The 13,871-nt window shown below is 72.4% G+C and carries 11 protein-coding genes; 1 reads left to right on the plus strand and 10 read right to left on the minus strand.

Annotation, left to right across the window (positions count from 1 at the left end):
- Window positions 1-30: 30 nt before the first annotated feature.
- Window positions 31-495, minus strand: a complete 465-nt coding sequence (locus ACVMYR_RS31195) for a MarR family winged helix-turn-helix transcriptional regulator (protein WP_431896651.1) — start codon at window positions 493-495, stop codon at window positions 31-33.
- A 98-nt stretch (window positions 496-593) separates the two neighbouring features.
- Here ACVMYR_RS31195 and ACVMYR_RS31200 point away from each other — a divergent pair, with 98 nt between their 5' ends.
- Window positions 594-1,676 carry an epoxide hydrolase family protein gene (locus tag ACVMYR_RS31200; RefSeq protein WP_457123506.1) on the plus strand — a complete coding sequence of 361 codons (1,083 nt, stop codon included), beginning with the start codon at window positions 594-596 and terminating at the stop codon, window positions 1,674-1,676.
- An 88-nt stretch (window positions 1,677-1,764) separates the two neighbouring features.
- Here the strand turns inward: ACVMYR_RS31200 and ACVMYR_RS31205 are convergent, their stop codons facing one another.
- The 9 genes from ACVMYR_RS31205 to ACVMYR_RS31245 all read right to left on the minus strand — a co-directional run.
- The gene (locus tag ACVMYR_RS31205) at window positions 1,765-3,174 is read right to left on the minus strand and encodes a GH1 family beta-glucosidase (protein ID WP_396787977.1); all 1,410 of its coding nucleotides are present in this window, start codon (window positions 3,172-3,174) and stop codon (window positions 1,765-1,767) included.
- Entirely contained in the window at window positions 3,171-5,438 is a 2,268-nt protein-coding gene (yicI, locus tag ACVMYR_RS31210; protein WP_457123507.1) for an alpha-xylosidase, read from the minus strand. Before yicI ends, ACVMYR_RS31205 begins: the two co-directional genes overlap by 4 nt.
- The gene (locus tag ACVMYR_RS31215; protein WP_457123508.1) at window positions 5,435-6,328 is read right to left on the minus strand and encodes a carbohydrate ABC transporter permease; all 894 of its coding nucleotides are present in this window, start codon (window positions 6,326-6,328) and stop codon (window positions 5,435-5,437) included. Before ACVMYR_RS31215 ends, yicI begins: the two co-directional genes overlap by 4 nt.
- Window positions 6,328-7,296, minus strand: a complete 969-nt coding sequence (locus ACVMYR_RS31220) for a carbohydrate ABC transporter permease (RefSeq protein ID WP_457123509.1) — start codon at window positions 7,294-7,296, stop codon at window positions 6,328-6,330. Before ACVMYR_RS31220 ends, ACVMYR_RS31215 begins: the two co-directional genes overlap by 1 nt.
- A 61-nt stretch (window positions 7,297-7,357) precedes the next feature.
- Window positions 7,358-8,662: an ABC transporter substrate-binding protein gene (locus ACVMYR_RS31225; RefSeq protein WP_077939260.1), complete on the minus strand. Its 1,305-nt coding sequence runs from the start codon at window positions 8,660-8,662 to the stop codon at window positions 7,358-7,360.
- 36 nt (window positions 8,663-8,698) lie between these two features.
- Complete coding sequence (locus ACVMYR_RS31230; RefSeq protein ID WP_077939261.1) at window positions 8,699-9,820, minus strand: LacI family DNA-binding transcriptional regulator; 1,122 nt, start codon at window positions 9,818-9,820, stop codon at window positions 8,699-8,701.
- A 214-nt stretch (window positions 9,821-10,034) separates the two neighbouring features.
- Entirely contained in the window at window positions 10,035-10,844 is an 810-nt protein-coding gene (locus tag ACVMYR_RS31235; protein ID WP_077939262.1) for a metal-dependent hydrolase, read from the minus strand.
- A gap of 133 nt (window positions 10,845-10,977) precedes the next feature.
- Window positions 10,978-12,786 (minus strand): protein kinase domain-containing protein, encoded by a 1,809-nt coding sequence (locus tag ACVMYR_RS31240; RefSeq protein WP_457123510.1) that lies wholly within the window; start codon window positions 12,784-12,786, stop codon window positions 10,978-10,980.
- 79 nt (window positions 12,787-12,865) lie between these two features.
- Window positions 12,866-13,871, minus strand: a 1,006-nt coding sequence (locus ACVMYR_RS31245) for a glycosyltransferase family 4 protein (RefSeq protein ID WP_457123511.1), incomplete at its 5' end; no start/stop codon positions are given.

The following is a 13,871-nucleotide window of genomic DNA, read 5'->3' on the forward strand; positions in this document are numbered from 1 at the left end:
GGCGGGTTCTCCAGAAACAGCAGACGATCATCATGCGTCGCCGGCGCGTCGGTGGTGGTGGTCCAGCAGCTTGGCCAGCAACTCGGTCAGTCGCTGGCGCTCCCCGGGTGACAGCGGGGCCAGCAGCTCGTCCTGGCATTCGGCCAGCCGCCTCTCCAGCCGCCGCAGCTGCTGCCTGCCCGCCGCGGTCAACGAGATGATGTTGCGCCGACGGTCGGACGGGTCCGGGGCGCGCTCGACCAGCTTGCGCTCGGCGAGTTCGTTGACCGCCGCCACCATGTCGCTGAGGTGGATGCCGCTGCGGCGGCCCAGCGTGGCCTGGCTGGCGGGGCCGAACTCCTCAAGCGTCGCCAGCAAACGGTAGTGGTAGCCGCGGGCCTGGGCGGCGGAGAACGCGTCGCCCACCAGGCGCTGCGCGTGGCCGGCGGTCTGGGTGAGCAGCCAGCTGGGCAGGCTCTCCCAGCTGGCGGGCGCGCCCTCGGCTGGCTTCTCCATGTGACAACCCTAACAAATCGTTGGGCGCACTAACGGTATCGGTATCGTTAGTCGCACAAACGTTAGAGCGCCAAACGAATCTCCCTGGAGTCAAGACCATGATCGAACCGTTCCGCATCGACGTCCCCCAGACCGCTCTCGACGACCTCGACGACCGGCTCGGCCGCACCCGGTGGCCCAACGAGGTCGCCGACGCCGGGTGGGACTACGGCTTCCCGCAGGCGCGGCTGAAAGAACTGGTCGAACACTGGCGCTCCCGCTACGACTGGCGCGCGCAGGAGGCCCGGCTCAACGAGCTTCCGCACTTCACCACCGAGATCGACGGCCAGAACGTCCACTTCGTCCACGTCAGGTCGGCGAAGCCGGACGCGCTCGCGCTGATCCTCACCCACGGCTGGCCCGGCTCGTTCCTGGAGTTCCTCGACGTGATCGAGCCGCTGTCGCGCGACTTCCACCTGGTGATCCCGTCCATTCCGGGCTTCGGCTTCTCCGGGCCGACCCACGAGCGCGGCTGGGACGTCGTCCGGGTCGCGCGGGCCTGGGCCGAGCTGATGCGCCGTCTCGGCTACGAGCGCTACGGCGCGCAGGGTGGCGACTTCGGCTCGGGCATCTCGTTGGCGCTCGGCGCGGTGGCACCCGAAGGGGTCGTCGGGGTGCACGTCAACTACCTGCCGACCCGGCCGCTGCCGGACGCCGACATCCACCTGTCCGAGACGGACGAGGCCCGGCTGGACAAGGTCAGGCAGTTGATGGCGAACCGGCCGCCGTTCCAGGCGCTGCAGGCCGCCACCCCGCAGACCATCGGCTACGCGCTGACCGACTCGCCCGTCGGCCAGCTGGCCTGGATCGCCGAGCGCTTCGCGCAGTGGACGGACCCCCGCTCGCCCGTCAGCGACGAGCGGATGCTCACCGACGTCTCGCTGTACTGGCTGACCGCCACCGCGGCCTCCTCGGCGCGACTGCACCGCGAGGCCCCGCGTCGGATCGCGCCGTGCCCGGTGCCGGTGGGGGTGGCCGTGTTCCCGCACGACATCACGCAGTCGGTGCGACCGCTGGCCGAGCGGCTCTACGACATCCGGCACTGGTCGGAGTTCGAGCGCGGGGGCCACTTCGCCGCGATGGAGGTGCCGGAGCTGCTCGCCGGGGACATCCGGGACTTCTTCCTGACCTCCCTCGCCTGACACGGCGTCGCCGCGCCGGTGCCGCCGGCCGCAAACGCGCCAGGGCTGCTCGCCCGAACGACGGACGAGCAGCCCCGGCGGGCACAGCTCAGTCGCCGGCCGGCGGCTCCAGCCGACCCGTGGCGGTCAGGGCCCGGTACCAGTGGGCGCTGTCCTTCCAGATCCGCTCCTGCGTGTCGTAGTCGACGCGGATGATGCCGAAGCGGCGGTCGTAGCCCCACGCCCACTCGAAGTTGTCCAGCAGCGACCAGACGAAGTAGCCGCGCACGTCCGCGCCCGCGTCCATGGCCGCGCCGACCGCGTCGATGTGCCGGTACAGGTAGTCCAGCCGCCGCTCGTCGTGGACCCGGCCGTCGGGGGTGACCACGTCGTCGAACGCCGCGCCGTTCTCGGTGATCATCAGCGGCAGCCCGGGGTGCTCCCGGTGCAGCCGCAGCAGCAGCTCGGTCAGGCCGGCGGGCTCGATGTTCCAGCCCATCGCCGTGTACGGGCCCGGCTGCGGCAGGAAGTCCACGTCGTCGGCGCCGACCCACGGGGTGTGCGCCGAGCTGCCGTGCCCGTCGTTGTCCGAGCGGGCCGAGACGCCGTCCCAGGCCCGCACCAGGGTGGTCGAGTAGTAGTTGACCCCGAGCACGTCCAGCGGCACCGCGATCGTGCGCTCGTCGCCGTCGCGCACGAACGACCAGTCGGTCACCTTCGCGGTGTCGGCGAGCAGGTCCGCCGGGTACGCCCCGTCGAGCAGCGGCCCGAGGAACGCCCGGTTGGCCAGCGCGTCGATGCGGCGCACCGCGTCGGCGTCGGCCGCCGAGCCCGACGCCGGCCGGACCACGTGCAGGTTCAGCGTCACCGACAGCTCCGCCGCCGGCGCCAGCTCGCGCACCACCCGGCCAGCGAGGCCGTGGGCGAGGTTGAGATGGTGTACGGCGGCCAGCGCCCCGGCCGGCTCGGTGCGGCCCGGCGCGTGCACCCCGGAGCCGTAGCCGAGGTACGCCGAGCACCACGGCTCGTTGAACGTCGTCCAGGTGTGCACCCGGTCGCCGAGCGCCGCCACGATGCCGGCCGCGTACTCCTGGAACCGCAGCGCGGTGTCCCGTGCCGGCCAGCCGCCGGCGTCCTCCAGCTCCTGCGGCAGGTCCCAGTGGTACATGGTGGCCACCGGCCGCACGCCCCGCTCCAGCAGCCCGTCGACGAGCCGGGAGTAGAAGTCCAGCCCGGCCCGGTTGAACGCCCCGGAGCCGCCGGGCTGCACCCGGGGCCAGGAGATCGAGAACCGGTACGCCGACAGCCCCAGCTCGGCGATGTGCCCCAGGTCCTCGGCCCAGCGGTGGTAGTGGTCGGCGGCCACGTCGCCGGTGTCCCCGTTCAGGGTGCGGCCGGGGGTGTGGCTGTAGGTGTCCCAGATCGACGGGCCCCGCCCGTCCTCGGTGGCCGCGCCCTCGATCTGGTACGACGCCGTGGCCGAGCCCCACACGAAGCCCTCGGGAAACACTCGCGTCACCGGTTCGCCTCCGTCCCCAGCACGTCGCCGCCCGGCGACCCTGATCCCACCACGTCACAGTCGTAGCCGGACGACGCGCCGGCCACCACGTCCACGGCGGCGGTCCCGCCGTCGTACCGCACCTCGAACTCGGCCCCCGGCCCGCCGCCGGGCGACGGGATCCGCACCCGGGTCCGCTGGCCCTCGACGGGCGCGAACAGCCGCAGCCGCACGCCGTCGGCCCACTCGTAGTCGGGCCGGTCGTGCGTCGCGCCGAACGGGATCACCGCACCGGGGCGGGCGAGCACCGGCAGGCTGTCGTAGTCGTGCTTCTCGGTCACCCACGCCGGCCCGGTGAGCTGCGCGCCGCTGACCAGGTTGGTCCAGGTGCCGGCGGGCACGTAGTAGGTGACCTCCCCGTCGGCGCTCATCACGGGCGCGACCAGCACGTCGGGGCCGAGCATGTACTGCCGGTCGAGGTACGCGGCCATCGGGTCGTCCGGGAACTCCACGATCATCGGCCGCATCACCGGCACCCCGTCGCGGTGCGCCTCCTCGGCCGCCGCCGCCAGGTAGGGCATCAGGCTCAGCTTGAGCCGGGTGAAGTGGCGCAGCACCTCCACGGCCTCGTCGTCGTACGCCCACGGCACCCGGTACGAGCCGGAGCCGTGCAGCCGCGAATGCGAGGAGAGCAGCCCGAACGCGATCCACCGCTTGAACACGGCCGGGTCGGGGGTGCCCTCGAAGCCGCCGATGTCGTGGCTCCAGTAGCCGAACCCGGACGCCGACAGCGACAGCCCGCCGCGCAGCGACTCGGCCATCGCCACGAACGTCGACTCGCAGTCGCCGCCCCAGTGCACCGGGAACTGCTGCCCGCCGGCCGTGGCCGACCGGGCGAACACGACCGCCTCGCCGACGCCGCGCTCGGCCTCCAGCAGCTCGAAGACGGCCTTGTTGTAGAGGTAGGCGTAGTAGTTGTGCATCCGCTGCGGGTCCGACCCGTCGTGCCAGACCACCTCGGTGGGGATGCGCTCGCCGAAGTCGGTCTTGAAGCAGTCGACGCCCATGTCGAGCAGCACCTTGAGCTTGCTGTTGAACCAGGCCACCGCGTCGGGGTTGGTGAAGTCGACGAGCGCCATGCCGGCCTGCCACTTGTCCCACTGCCAGACCGACCCGTCGGGGTTGCGCACCAGGTAGCCGGCCTGGCGGCCCTCCTCGAACAGGTACGACCGCTGGGCGATGTACGGGTTGATCCACACGCACACCTTCAGGCCGCGCTCATGCAGCCGGCGCAGCATCCCCTCCGGGTCGGGGAAGGTCGCCGGGTCCCACACGAAGTCGACCCAGTGGAACTGCCGCATCCAGAAGCAGTCGAAGTGGAACACCGACAGCGGCAGGTCCCGCTCGGCCATCCCGTCGATGAACTCGGTGACGGTCTTCTCGTCGTACGACGTGGTGAACGACGTCGACAGCCACAGCCCGTACGACCAGGCCGGGACGCGGGCCGGGCGACCGGTGAGCGCGGTGTAGCGGCGCAGCACGTCCTTCGGGGTGGGCCCGTCGATCAGGTAGTAGGTCAGCGACTGCCCCTCGACGCTGAACTGGGCCTGCGAGACGACCTCCGAGCCGACCTCGAACGACACGTGCTCGGGGTGGTCGACGAAGACGCCGTAGCCGGCGCTGCTGAGATAGAACGGCACGTTCTTGTACGCCTGCTCGCTGGCGGTGCCGCCGTCGGCGTTCCAGATGTCGACGGTCTGGCCGTTCTTGACGAACGGGCCGAACCGCTCGCCGAGGCCGTAGATCGTCTCCCCGACGCCCAGCGCCAGCCGGTCGTGGACGAAGTGGCGGCCCTCGCCGTCGGTGACGACGCCGACGCTGCGCTCGGTGGACGAGGTGACCAGGCGGTCGCCGCGCAGGAAGTCGACCCGCCACCGGTCGACGAGCGTGACGCGGGCGGTCAGCTCGCCGGTGGTCAGGGCGGCGCTGACGCCGGTGACCTCGACGGTGACGGGGTGGTCGTCGCCGGCCGCGAGGGCGAAGCGCGGCTGCTTCGGCAGCCCGCCGCTGTGGTGCCCGACGGTCACCCCGATCACGCCGGGGGCGGGGGAGAAGAACTGCACGGTGACGACCGGGCGGTTGAGGGTGTCGCCCCGCCCGGTGATCTGACCGGTCGGCGCGAAGACGGTGAAGCCGCGTTCGTCCGGCTCCACCGATTCGACTGTGCCGGGGCGCAGCACGGTGACCCCCGGACGCAGTTGCCAGTACCCGTCGGTGAACTTCACTTCTCGGCTCCTACCGTGATGCCGCGGCTCAGCGTGCGCTGGAAGATGAGGAAGAACACGATCGCCGGGACGAGGCTGATCAGCGCCCCGGCGTTGGTGGTGGGGGCGTCCATCAGCCGGTCGCCCTGCAACGACGCGAGGGCCACCGGGATGGTCTGGGTCTGGTTGTCGATGAGCATCACCAGCGGGATGAGGAACTCGTTCCAGGTCCAGATGAAGAAGAAGACCAGCAGCACGGCGAGGGTGGGCCGGACGTTGGGCAGGACGACCCGCCACAGGATCGTCCACTTGCCGGACCCGTCCAGCGCCGCCGCCTCCAGCAGGCTCTTGGGGAACGTGCCGAGCACCGAGGCCAGCAGGTACGTGCCGAACGCGCTCTGGATGACCGTGAAGATGATGATCACGACGAGCCGGGTGTTGTAGAGGCCCACCTCCTTGGCGAAGTAGTAGAGCGGGTAGACCAGGGACTCCTGCGGCAGCATGTTGGCCAGCAGGAACGCCCCGACGATCCAGAGCCGGCCCCGGACCCGGCCGATGCCCAGCGCGTACGCGTTGAGCAGCGACACGGCGACCGCGAGCACCGCGACCGAGCCGGCGATGAGCGCGGAGTTCCACAGCTTCTGCGGGAAGTCGACCTGCGTCCAGTAGGTGCGCAGGCCCTGGGTGTAGAACTCCGACGGCCAGCTCAGCGGCCCGTCCGTGGAGTACTGCCCGGGCGTCTTGAACGCGTTGAGCAGCATGAACACGAACGGCACCAGCATGACCAGGGCGCCGACGGTGACCACGGCCAGCACGATCCAGCGGCCGATGCCCCGGTGGTGCCGGTCGCGAACAGGAGTGGCCCGGCCGGTCTTCGCGGGGGCCTCGGCGGGGGTGAGGGTGACGGACATCAGGCGCTCCCGTCCCGTCGCTCGGCGCGGTGCTGCGCGCGGATGAACAGCAGCGCCACCACCACGATGATCAGCGTCAGCACGGTCGAGATCGCCGACCCGTACCCGACCTGGAGTTTCTTGAAGAACGTGTAGTACGCGAAGTACGACGGCACGTTGGTGGCGTTCTCCGGGCCGCCCCGGGTCAGCGCGTAGATCGGCCCGAACACCTTCATCGCGGCGATGGTGCAGGTGAGGGCGACGACGAACGTCTCCGGCCGGATCTGCGGCAGGGTGATCGCCCGGAACCGGCGGGCCCAGCCCGCGCCGTCGATCTCCGCCGCCTCGTACAGTTCGGGGTCGACCCGCTGCAACGCGGCCATGAACACGACCACCGGGTAGCCGATCTGCACCCAGATCATCACGCCCATGACCGCCGGCAGGGCGGTGTCGGGGTCGCCGAGCCAGTCGTGCGACAGCGCGCCCAGCCCGACCGCGTCGAGCAGCCCGTTGAGGGCCCCGTCGGGGCGCAGGATCCAGCCCCACACGATGCCGGCCACCACGACCGGCAGGACCTGCGGCAGGTAGAACGCGGCCCGCAGCGCGTTGGCGGTGCGCGGCTTGAAGCGCCGCCCGATGGTGTCGAACAGCACCGCCGCGAGCACGAGGCCGACGACGGTGGGCACCACGACCATCGCCACGATCATGGCGAGGGTGCTGCGGAACGACTGCCAGAAGACGGTGTCGTCGAGCAGGCGCTGGTAGTTCTCCAGCCCGACGAACGTCGGGTCGCCGATGCCGGACCAGCGGGTCAGCGAGAGATAGCCGGTGAACAGCAGCGGCCCGCCGATGACCAGCGCGAAGAGCACCGCGCCGGGGAGCAGGTAGAGCCAGTAGCCCGCGTCGCCGCGGCGGCGGCGCGGCCCCCGGCGGCCCTTCGGATCGGTGTCGCCCCGGCGTCGGGTGGCGAGGGCGTCGGTTGCAGCCATGATGGTCCCTCCGGTGCGCCGGCGGGCGCGTCGCGCAGGGCGCGCCCGCCGGGCGTCCTCGTCAGCCGCGCTTGATCTCCGCGACGCCCTCGTCGTACGGCTTGGCGATCGCGTCGAGCACCTGGTCGGGGGACTTCGACTGGTTGATCAGGCCCTGGAAGCCGGAGACCAGCACGTCGTAGTAGCCGGGGACCGGCCAGTCCGGGTAGAAGGCCAGGCCGTCGGTGGTGCTGATCGCGTTGAAGTTCTCGATCAGCTTCTTGTCCTTCGGGTCGGCGATCTTCGACGGGTCGGCGGCCACCGGGACGCCGCCGTTGTTGCCGATCAGGGCCTGGATCTCCGGGCGCATGGTGATGTCGATGAAGTCGTACGCCAGGTCCTTGGCCTTGCTGGTCGCCGGGACGACCCAGATGTTGCCGGACGAGCCGGCGTGCAGCTTGTTGCCGGGGAACAGGAAGCTGTCCCAGTTGGCCTTCATCTCGGCCTTGAACCGGCCGTACCACCAGCTCCCGGAGACGATCATCGGGGTCTTGCCGGCGATGAACGCCGTGCCCATGTCCTCGGCCTTGGCGCTGGCGGTGCCCTTGCCGACGTAGCCCTTCTTCACCCACTCGGCGAACGTGTCCGCGCCGTACTTGAGCGGGTCGGCCTTGAAGTCGACCGGGTTCTTGTAGAGCTGGTAGTTGTCGACGAACGCCCGGTCGGCCTTGGCGAGCGCGAGCTGGTAGAACAGCTGCCCGGCCGGGTATTCAGCGCCGGCGGTGCCCAGCGGGGTGATGCCCTTGGCGACGAACGTGTCCATCGCGGCGGTCAGCTCGTCGAGCGTCGTCGGGACCTGCACACCATTCTTGTCGAACAGGTCCTTGTTGTAGTAGACCATCACGTACTCGCCGTAGTTGGGCACGCCGTACCAGTTGCCGGAGCCCATCACGCCCTTGTCGTCGTACTTGGCGGTGGTCTGCAGGCTCGGGCTGAGCGCCTTGTCCCAGCCGCGCTTGGTCGCCTCGGCCGTGAGGTCGGTGAGCAGGCCCTGCTTGGACAGCAGGCCAGCGGTGGCGTTGCCCTTGTTGTACTCCATCACGTCCGGGCCCTCGGACGAGTTGATGATCATCCCGGCGTTCTGCTGGATCTGCTCGAACGCCTTGCGCTCGAAGCGCACCTCGACGCCCGGGTGCTCCTGCTTGAAGACCTCGATCGCCTTGTCCCACGCCACGCCCATGGCGCTGGTCTCGCCCTCGTAGTGCCAGAGCTTGAGCACCTTGGCACCGCTGGCGCCCTCGTCGGCGTCGTCACCGCAGGCGGTCAGGGACGCCGCCGCGGCGACGGCCAGGGTCACCGCCGCGACGACTGTGCGGAATCGTTGCATTACCATTCTCCTCGTGAGTATCGAGCCGGTACTCCTCTAGGCCCGTCGTCGCGTGGCAGCGCGGCGACGGGCTGTGTTCTTGCTCGTCGTGCCCGACGCCTCCGGGTCGGCCGCGTCGGCCGCTCCGGTGGTGTCCCCCGTCGGGCGACCGGGAGGGCCGCTGGATCCGCGGACCTCCAACGTGCACGGCAGCAGCTCCTGGTGGATCGGGGCGCTGTCGAGCTCCAGGTGGCGCAGCAGCGCCTCGACCGCGATGCGTCCCAGCGCCGAGCCGGGCGACGTCATCGCGGTCAGCGCGGGGGTGGCCAGCTCGGCGACCTGCGGCGAGGTGACCATGGAGACGACCGAGACGTCGTCGGGCACGGTGAGGCCCCGCCCGGCCAGCCCGCCGAGGATGCCGAACACGGCCCGCTCGTTCATGGCGAGCACGGCGGTCAGGTCGGGGGCCCGGTCGAACGCCGTGGCCAGGGCCGCCCGCCCGCCGGCCGCGCTGTCCTCGGCGGGGATCATCAGCGGCTCGACGCCGTGCTCGGCCATCGCGGCGGCGAACGCGTCGCGGGTGCGCAGCGCGGGGCCGTAGCCCTCGGCGATGGTCGCGGCGGAGTGGTTGACGTAGACGATCCGCCGGTGGCCCAGACCCACGAGGTGCGCGACGGCGTCGTGCACGGTGCGGTCGAAGTCGATGTCGACGTACGACAGGTCGGTGGTGTCGCCGGTGCGGCCGATGAGCACCAGCGGCACGCCCGCCTCCCGCAGCACGGCCACCCGGTCGTCGTCGAGCTGCACCTCCATCAGCAGCGCGCCGTCGAGCATGCGCTGGCTGGCCAGCCGCCGCAGGCCGTCGAGGTCGTCGGCGTCGACGGGGGAGAGCACCAGGTGGTAGCCCGCCGCGCTGGCCGCCGAGGCGGCGCCGGTGACGAAGGCCGTCTCGGTGGCGCCCAGGCCGCGGTCGTCGATCGGCAGGAGCAGGCCGAGGATACGGCTGCGCCGGCTGGCCAGCCCCCGGGCCATCGCGTGCGGCTGGTAGTCCAGCTCCGCCATCGCGGCGCGGACCTTGTCCCGGGTGGCCTGGGAGATGGGCCGCGCGCCGGTCAGCACGTACGACACCGTGCTGACGGAGACCCGCGCGAGCCGGGCGACGTCGTGCATCGTGGCCATCGCGCACCTCCCTCGGCGGCCCGGCGGGCGGGGTCCCGACCTGCGTCGAAACGCCTAGTCGAAACGGTTAGTCGAAGCGTTTCGACAGACCGTAGGACACGTGTTACGAGGGCGTCAATAGCCGATGACAAAAATGGGTCGCCGGGCCGACCCGCGCCCGGGGGCGGCGCAGCGCCGCGCTGGGGGCGGGGTCGGCCCGGCGACGGGCGGAGCCTCAGATCTCGATGTTGAACTTGCGCAGCACCGACGGGGCCACCAGGCCCACCGCCGCGAGCACGGAGATCGCGGTCAGCACGCCGCGCAGCACGACCACCTCGGTCTTGCTGCCGGTGCGCAGCGCGATGCTGTTCGGCAGGCCGACCATCGTCCACATCCGGCGCTTGATCGGGATCGGCCACAGGATCGGCACCCCGGCCCGCGTGATCATGTCGCCGAGGATGTGCACGAAGCAGCCCACCCCGACGGCCAGCCCGATCAGCGGATAACCCCGGTCGCCGGGTAGGTTGGCGAACGTGAACCAGGCGGCGGCGGCCGAGGCCAGGGTCACGATCACCCAGCCGGCGCGCTCCGCCCACCGGTCGAACAGCCCGCGCAGGGCCAGCCCGAACATGAAGAACAGGATGCCGACCACGGCCCACTTGCCGTACGCGGCGCACAGCGCGGTGGTGCCCCAGCCGACCAGCACGGTGAACGGGATCGTGTGGGTCAGGGTGCGGTGGCCGTTGTTGCGGCGCGGGTCCTTGCTCAGCTTGGTCGCGTAGTAGACGCCGAGGGAGATCTTCTCCATCACCTCGGCGACGAACAGGCTGACCACCCCGAACGTGCGGGCCACCGTGGCCCCGCCCTGGTTGCGGGTCACCTTGCCCGACAGGTCGAGGTCGGGGAAGAGCGCCCCACCGGCGCAGACGGCGGTGCCGACGGCGAGGGCCAGCGGCGACTGGTGGTAGTCGGCGAACTGGTCGAGCGCCCAGGAGCCGGTCAGCCACACCGCCGCGCCCGACAGTGCGTGGGACGGTCCCATCATGACGCCTCGCCCTCCCCAGGGTCTTGATCCACAAACTACGCCACTCTGGCAGAGTCGCCGCCGGGGAGCAATCACCTGGACGGTCCACACCGGACGGTGTCGCGGTCCGGGCGCGTGGGGCGGCCCCGCCGGCTCAGGCCGTGCCGCCGGCCCGGAAGCTGGACCGCATCGTCTCCCGCTCGGCCGCGCCGGCGTCCCACTCCACCTCGGGGCCGCTCCAGGCCAGCGACCACGAGCGGGTGCCGAACGGGATCAGTTGCGCCCCGCGCAGGCGCGCCCCCATCGGCGCGTCCCAGGTGCACTCCCACTCCGCCCCCCGGCCCGCCACCTCCGCCAGCCGGATCTTCGCGTACCGGGGGAGGGCGCCCGCCTCCTTCGCCCGGCGCTCGTTCGCGCGCAACTGCTCCAGCGGGGCGGCGGCCGGGTCGTCCGCCGGGGAGACGGTCAGGATCCGCCGGGCCGACGGGTCCTGGAAACAGACCGCGCTTCCGTCCCGGTACTGCCGCCAGCCGGGCGGCAGGGCGAGCCGGAACCCGGCCGGGTCGGCGTACCAGGACCAGTCCGACGGCGGGCGCAGCGGCTCGTCCGGGGCCGGCGCGACGGTCGGGGGCGGCTCGCCGAACGGGTAGGGCCGCAGGCAGGGGAAGGGCGGGGGCGGGACGCCCGCCCTGAGCGGCGGCAGCAGCGGCCCGGCCGACGACGGGCTCGGCGCGGCCCCCGGCGTGGCCGGTGGCGTCGCCTCGCGGCCCGTGTGGGGGCGGAACAACGCGAACACGACGAGGTGCGCGACCACCAGCGTGACCGCCACGCCGGCCACGACCAGCGGCCAGCGCCGCCCGGCCGGCGCGGCGACGTCCGCCGGCCCGGCCGGCACGATGACGAACGGGACGTCGGCCGGCACCGGGGCGGCGGTGTCGGTGGGCGCGGTCGGCGTCGGCCCGTCCCGCGCCGGGCCCGTCCCCGCCGGCCTCCCGCCCGCCGTTGCGTCCCGCCGAGGCGGCCCAACCGACCAGCCCGGCACGACCAGCCGGTCCGCCCCGGCGGGCCCGGCCGGGCCGTCCGGCGGGACCGCGTCCGGCGGAACCACCGTGGCCTCCGGGGCGACCGTGACCGGCGAGGGCTCGGCGCCCGGCGCGGCGGCCTGGGCCAGGCGGCGCTGCGTCTCCTCATGGTCGATGCGCTGCCGTGGGTCCCGGCGCAGCAGGCCGACCAGCACCGGCCGCAGCGGCCCGGCGTGCGGCGCCGGGTCCGGCGGCCGGGTGGCCAGGGCGCTCAGCGTCGCCATCGCGGTGCTACGGGCGTACGGGGACTTGCCCTCCACGGCCGCGTGCAGCGTCGCGCCGAGCGACCACAGGTCGGCCTCCACGCTGGAGATCCCCTCGGCGGCGCGCTCCGGGGCGACGAACTGCGGGGAGCCGAGCACCAGCCCCGGCCGGGTCATCACCCCGTCCCCGCCGTCGAAGACGGCGAGCCCGAAGTCGGTGAGCATCACCCGCCCGTCGTGGGCGACGAGCACGTTGGCCGGCTTGACGTCGCGGTGCAGCACGCCGGCCTGGTGCGCGGCACGTAGCGCGGCCAGCAGCGCCAGCCCGATCGCCGCGGCCCGCCGCGGCGGCAGCGGCCCGGACGTGTCCAGGATGTGCTGCAACGACCGGGACGGCACGTACTCCATGATCAACCACGGGTCGCCGTCGACCGGCACCACGTCGTAGACCCGGACCACGTTGGGGTGGTTGAGCCGCGCCGTCGTGCGCGCCTCCCGCAGCGTACGCAGGCGCAACTCGTCGAGCTCGTCGCCGGCCAGCACGGCCGGCGGGACGACCTGCTTGACCGCCACGTCGCGGTGCAGCATCTCGTCCCTGGCACGCCACACCTTGCCCATGCCGCCGCGACCCACGAGGTCGAGCAGGCGGTACCGGCCGCCGATCACTACCTGCTGCACCGTTCTCCTCACCGCTGGCGGACGTACACCATAGCCAGCGGATCGGCAGGGACCAATCGGACGACAGGTCGGCAACCCGTCAGCAGGCCGCGTGCCCGGCCGCCAGCAGGTTCCCCTCCGGGATGGCGATCCGGGGTCGACCCGCGCCCAGCCGGCTCGCCGCCCGACGGGCCTGGAACGAACCGTGCTCGCGGCGGGCGGCGGCGTAGCTGCTCGCGGTGTGGGCGGCGATGGTCGCCCAGCCGTACCGCTCGCTGACCATCGTGCGGGCCCGGCGGGCCACCCGGCGGGCGAAGACCTCGTCGCCGATGAGCCGGTCGACCGCGCCCGCCAGCGCGTCGGGGTCACTGTGCGGGAACGTCACCCCGGTGACCCCGGGCTCGACGATCTCGGCGAGCCCGCCCGTCGCGGCGACGGCCAGGGGCGCGCCGGCCGCGGCGGCCTCCAGGGCGACCATGCCGAACGGCTCGTAGAGGCTCGGCACCACGGTCGCGTCGGTGGCGGCCAGCATGGCCGGGAGCTGGGTGGAGTCCAGGAAACCGGCGAAGCGCACCGTGTCGCCCAGGTGCAGCCGGTGCGCCTGCTCCACCAGCTCCTGCCGGTACGGGCCGTCGCCGGCGATCACCACCCGCAGCCCCGGGTGCCGCTCGCGCAGGTACGGCACGGCGTGCATCAGGTGCTGCACGCCCTTCTCGTAGACGAGCCGGCCCGCGTACCCGACCAGGGGACCGTCACCGGCGAACCGGGCCCGCGCCGAGGCGACCGCCCGGGGCCGGGCCCGCCAGACCCGGTCGTCCACCCCGTTGGCCACCACGTCGACCCGGGCGGCCGGCACGTCGAACAGGCGGCCGATCTGGTCGCGCATGTAGCCGGAGCAGGCGATCACCCGCGTCGACTCGCCGCTGATCCAGTGCTCGACGCCGTGGATGGTGCGGTTCATCTCCTCCGGCAGCCAGCCCTGGTGCCGGCCCGCCTCCGTCGCGTGGATCGTCGTCACCAGCGGCAGGTCCAGGTGCTCGGCGAGGGTGATCGCGGTGTGCGCGACGAGCCAGTCGTGGGCGTGGATGACGTCGTAGGAGCCGCTC

The organism is Micromonospora sp. PTRAS2 (genome assembly GCF_054052245.1).

Excerpts from the sequence above, each read along its gene's own strand:
- ACVMYR_RS31200 (WP_457123506.1), top strand. The coding sequence starts at position 594 with ATGATCGAACCGTTCCGCATCGACGTCCCCCAGACCGCTCTCGACGAC.
- ACVMYR_RS31195 (WP_431896651.1), bottom strand. The coding sequence starts at position 495 with ATGGAGAAGCCAGCCGAGGGCGCGCCCGCCAGCTGGGAGAGCCTGCCC.
- ACVMYR_RS31220 (WP_457123509.1), bottom strand. The coding sequence starts at position 7,296 with ATGGCTGCAACCGACGCCCTCGCCACCCGACGCCGGGGCGACACCGAT.
- ACVMYR_RS31235 (WP_077939262.1), bottom strand. The coding sequence starts at position 10,844 with ATGATGGGACCGTCCCACGCACTGTCGGGCGCGGCGGTGTGGCTGACC.
- ACVMYR_RS31225 (WP_077939260.1), bottom strand. The coding sequence starts at position 8,662 with ATGCAACGATTCCGCACAGTCGTCGCGGCGGTGACCCTGGCCGTCGCC.
- ACVMYR_RS31215 (WP_457123508.1), bottom strand. The coding sequence starts at position 6,328 with ATGTCCGTCACCCTCACCCCCGCCGAGGCCCCCGCGAAGACCGGCCGG.
- ACVMYR_RS31230 (WP_077939261.1), bottom strand. The coding sequence starts at position 9,820 with ATGGCCACGATGCACGACGTCGCCCGGCTCGCGCGGGTCTCCGTCAGC.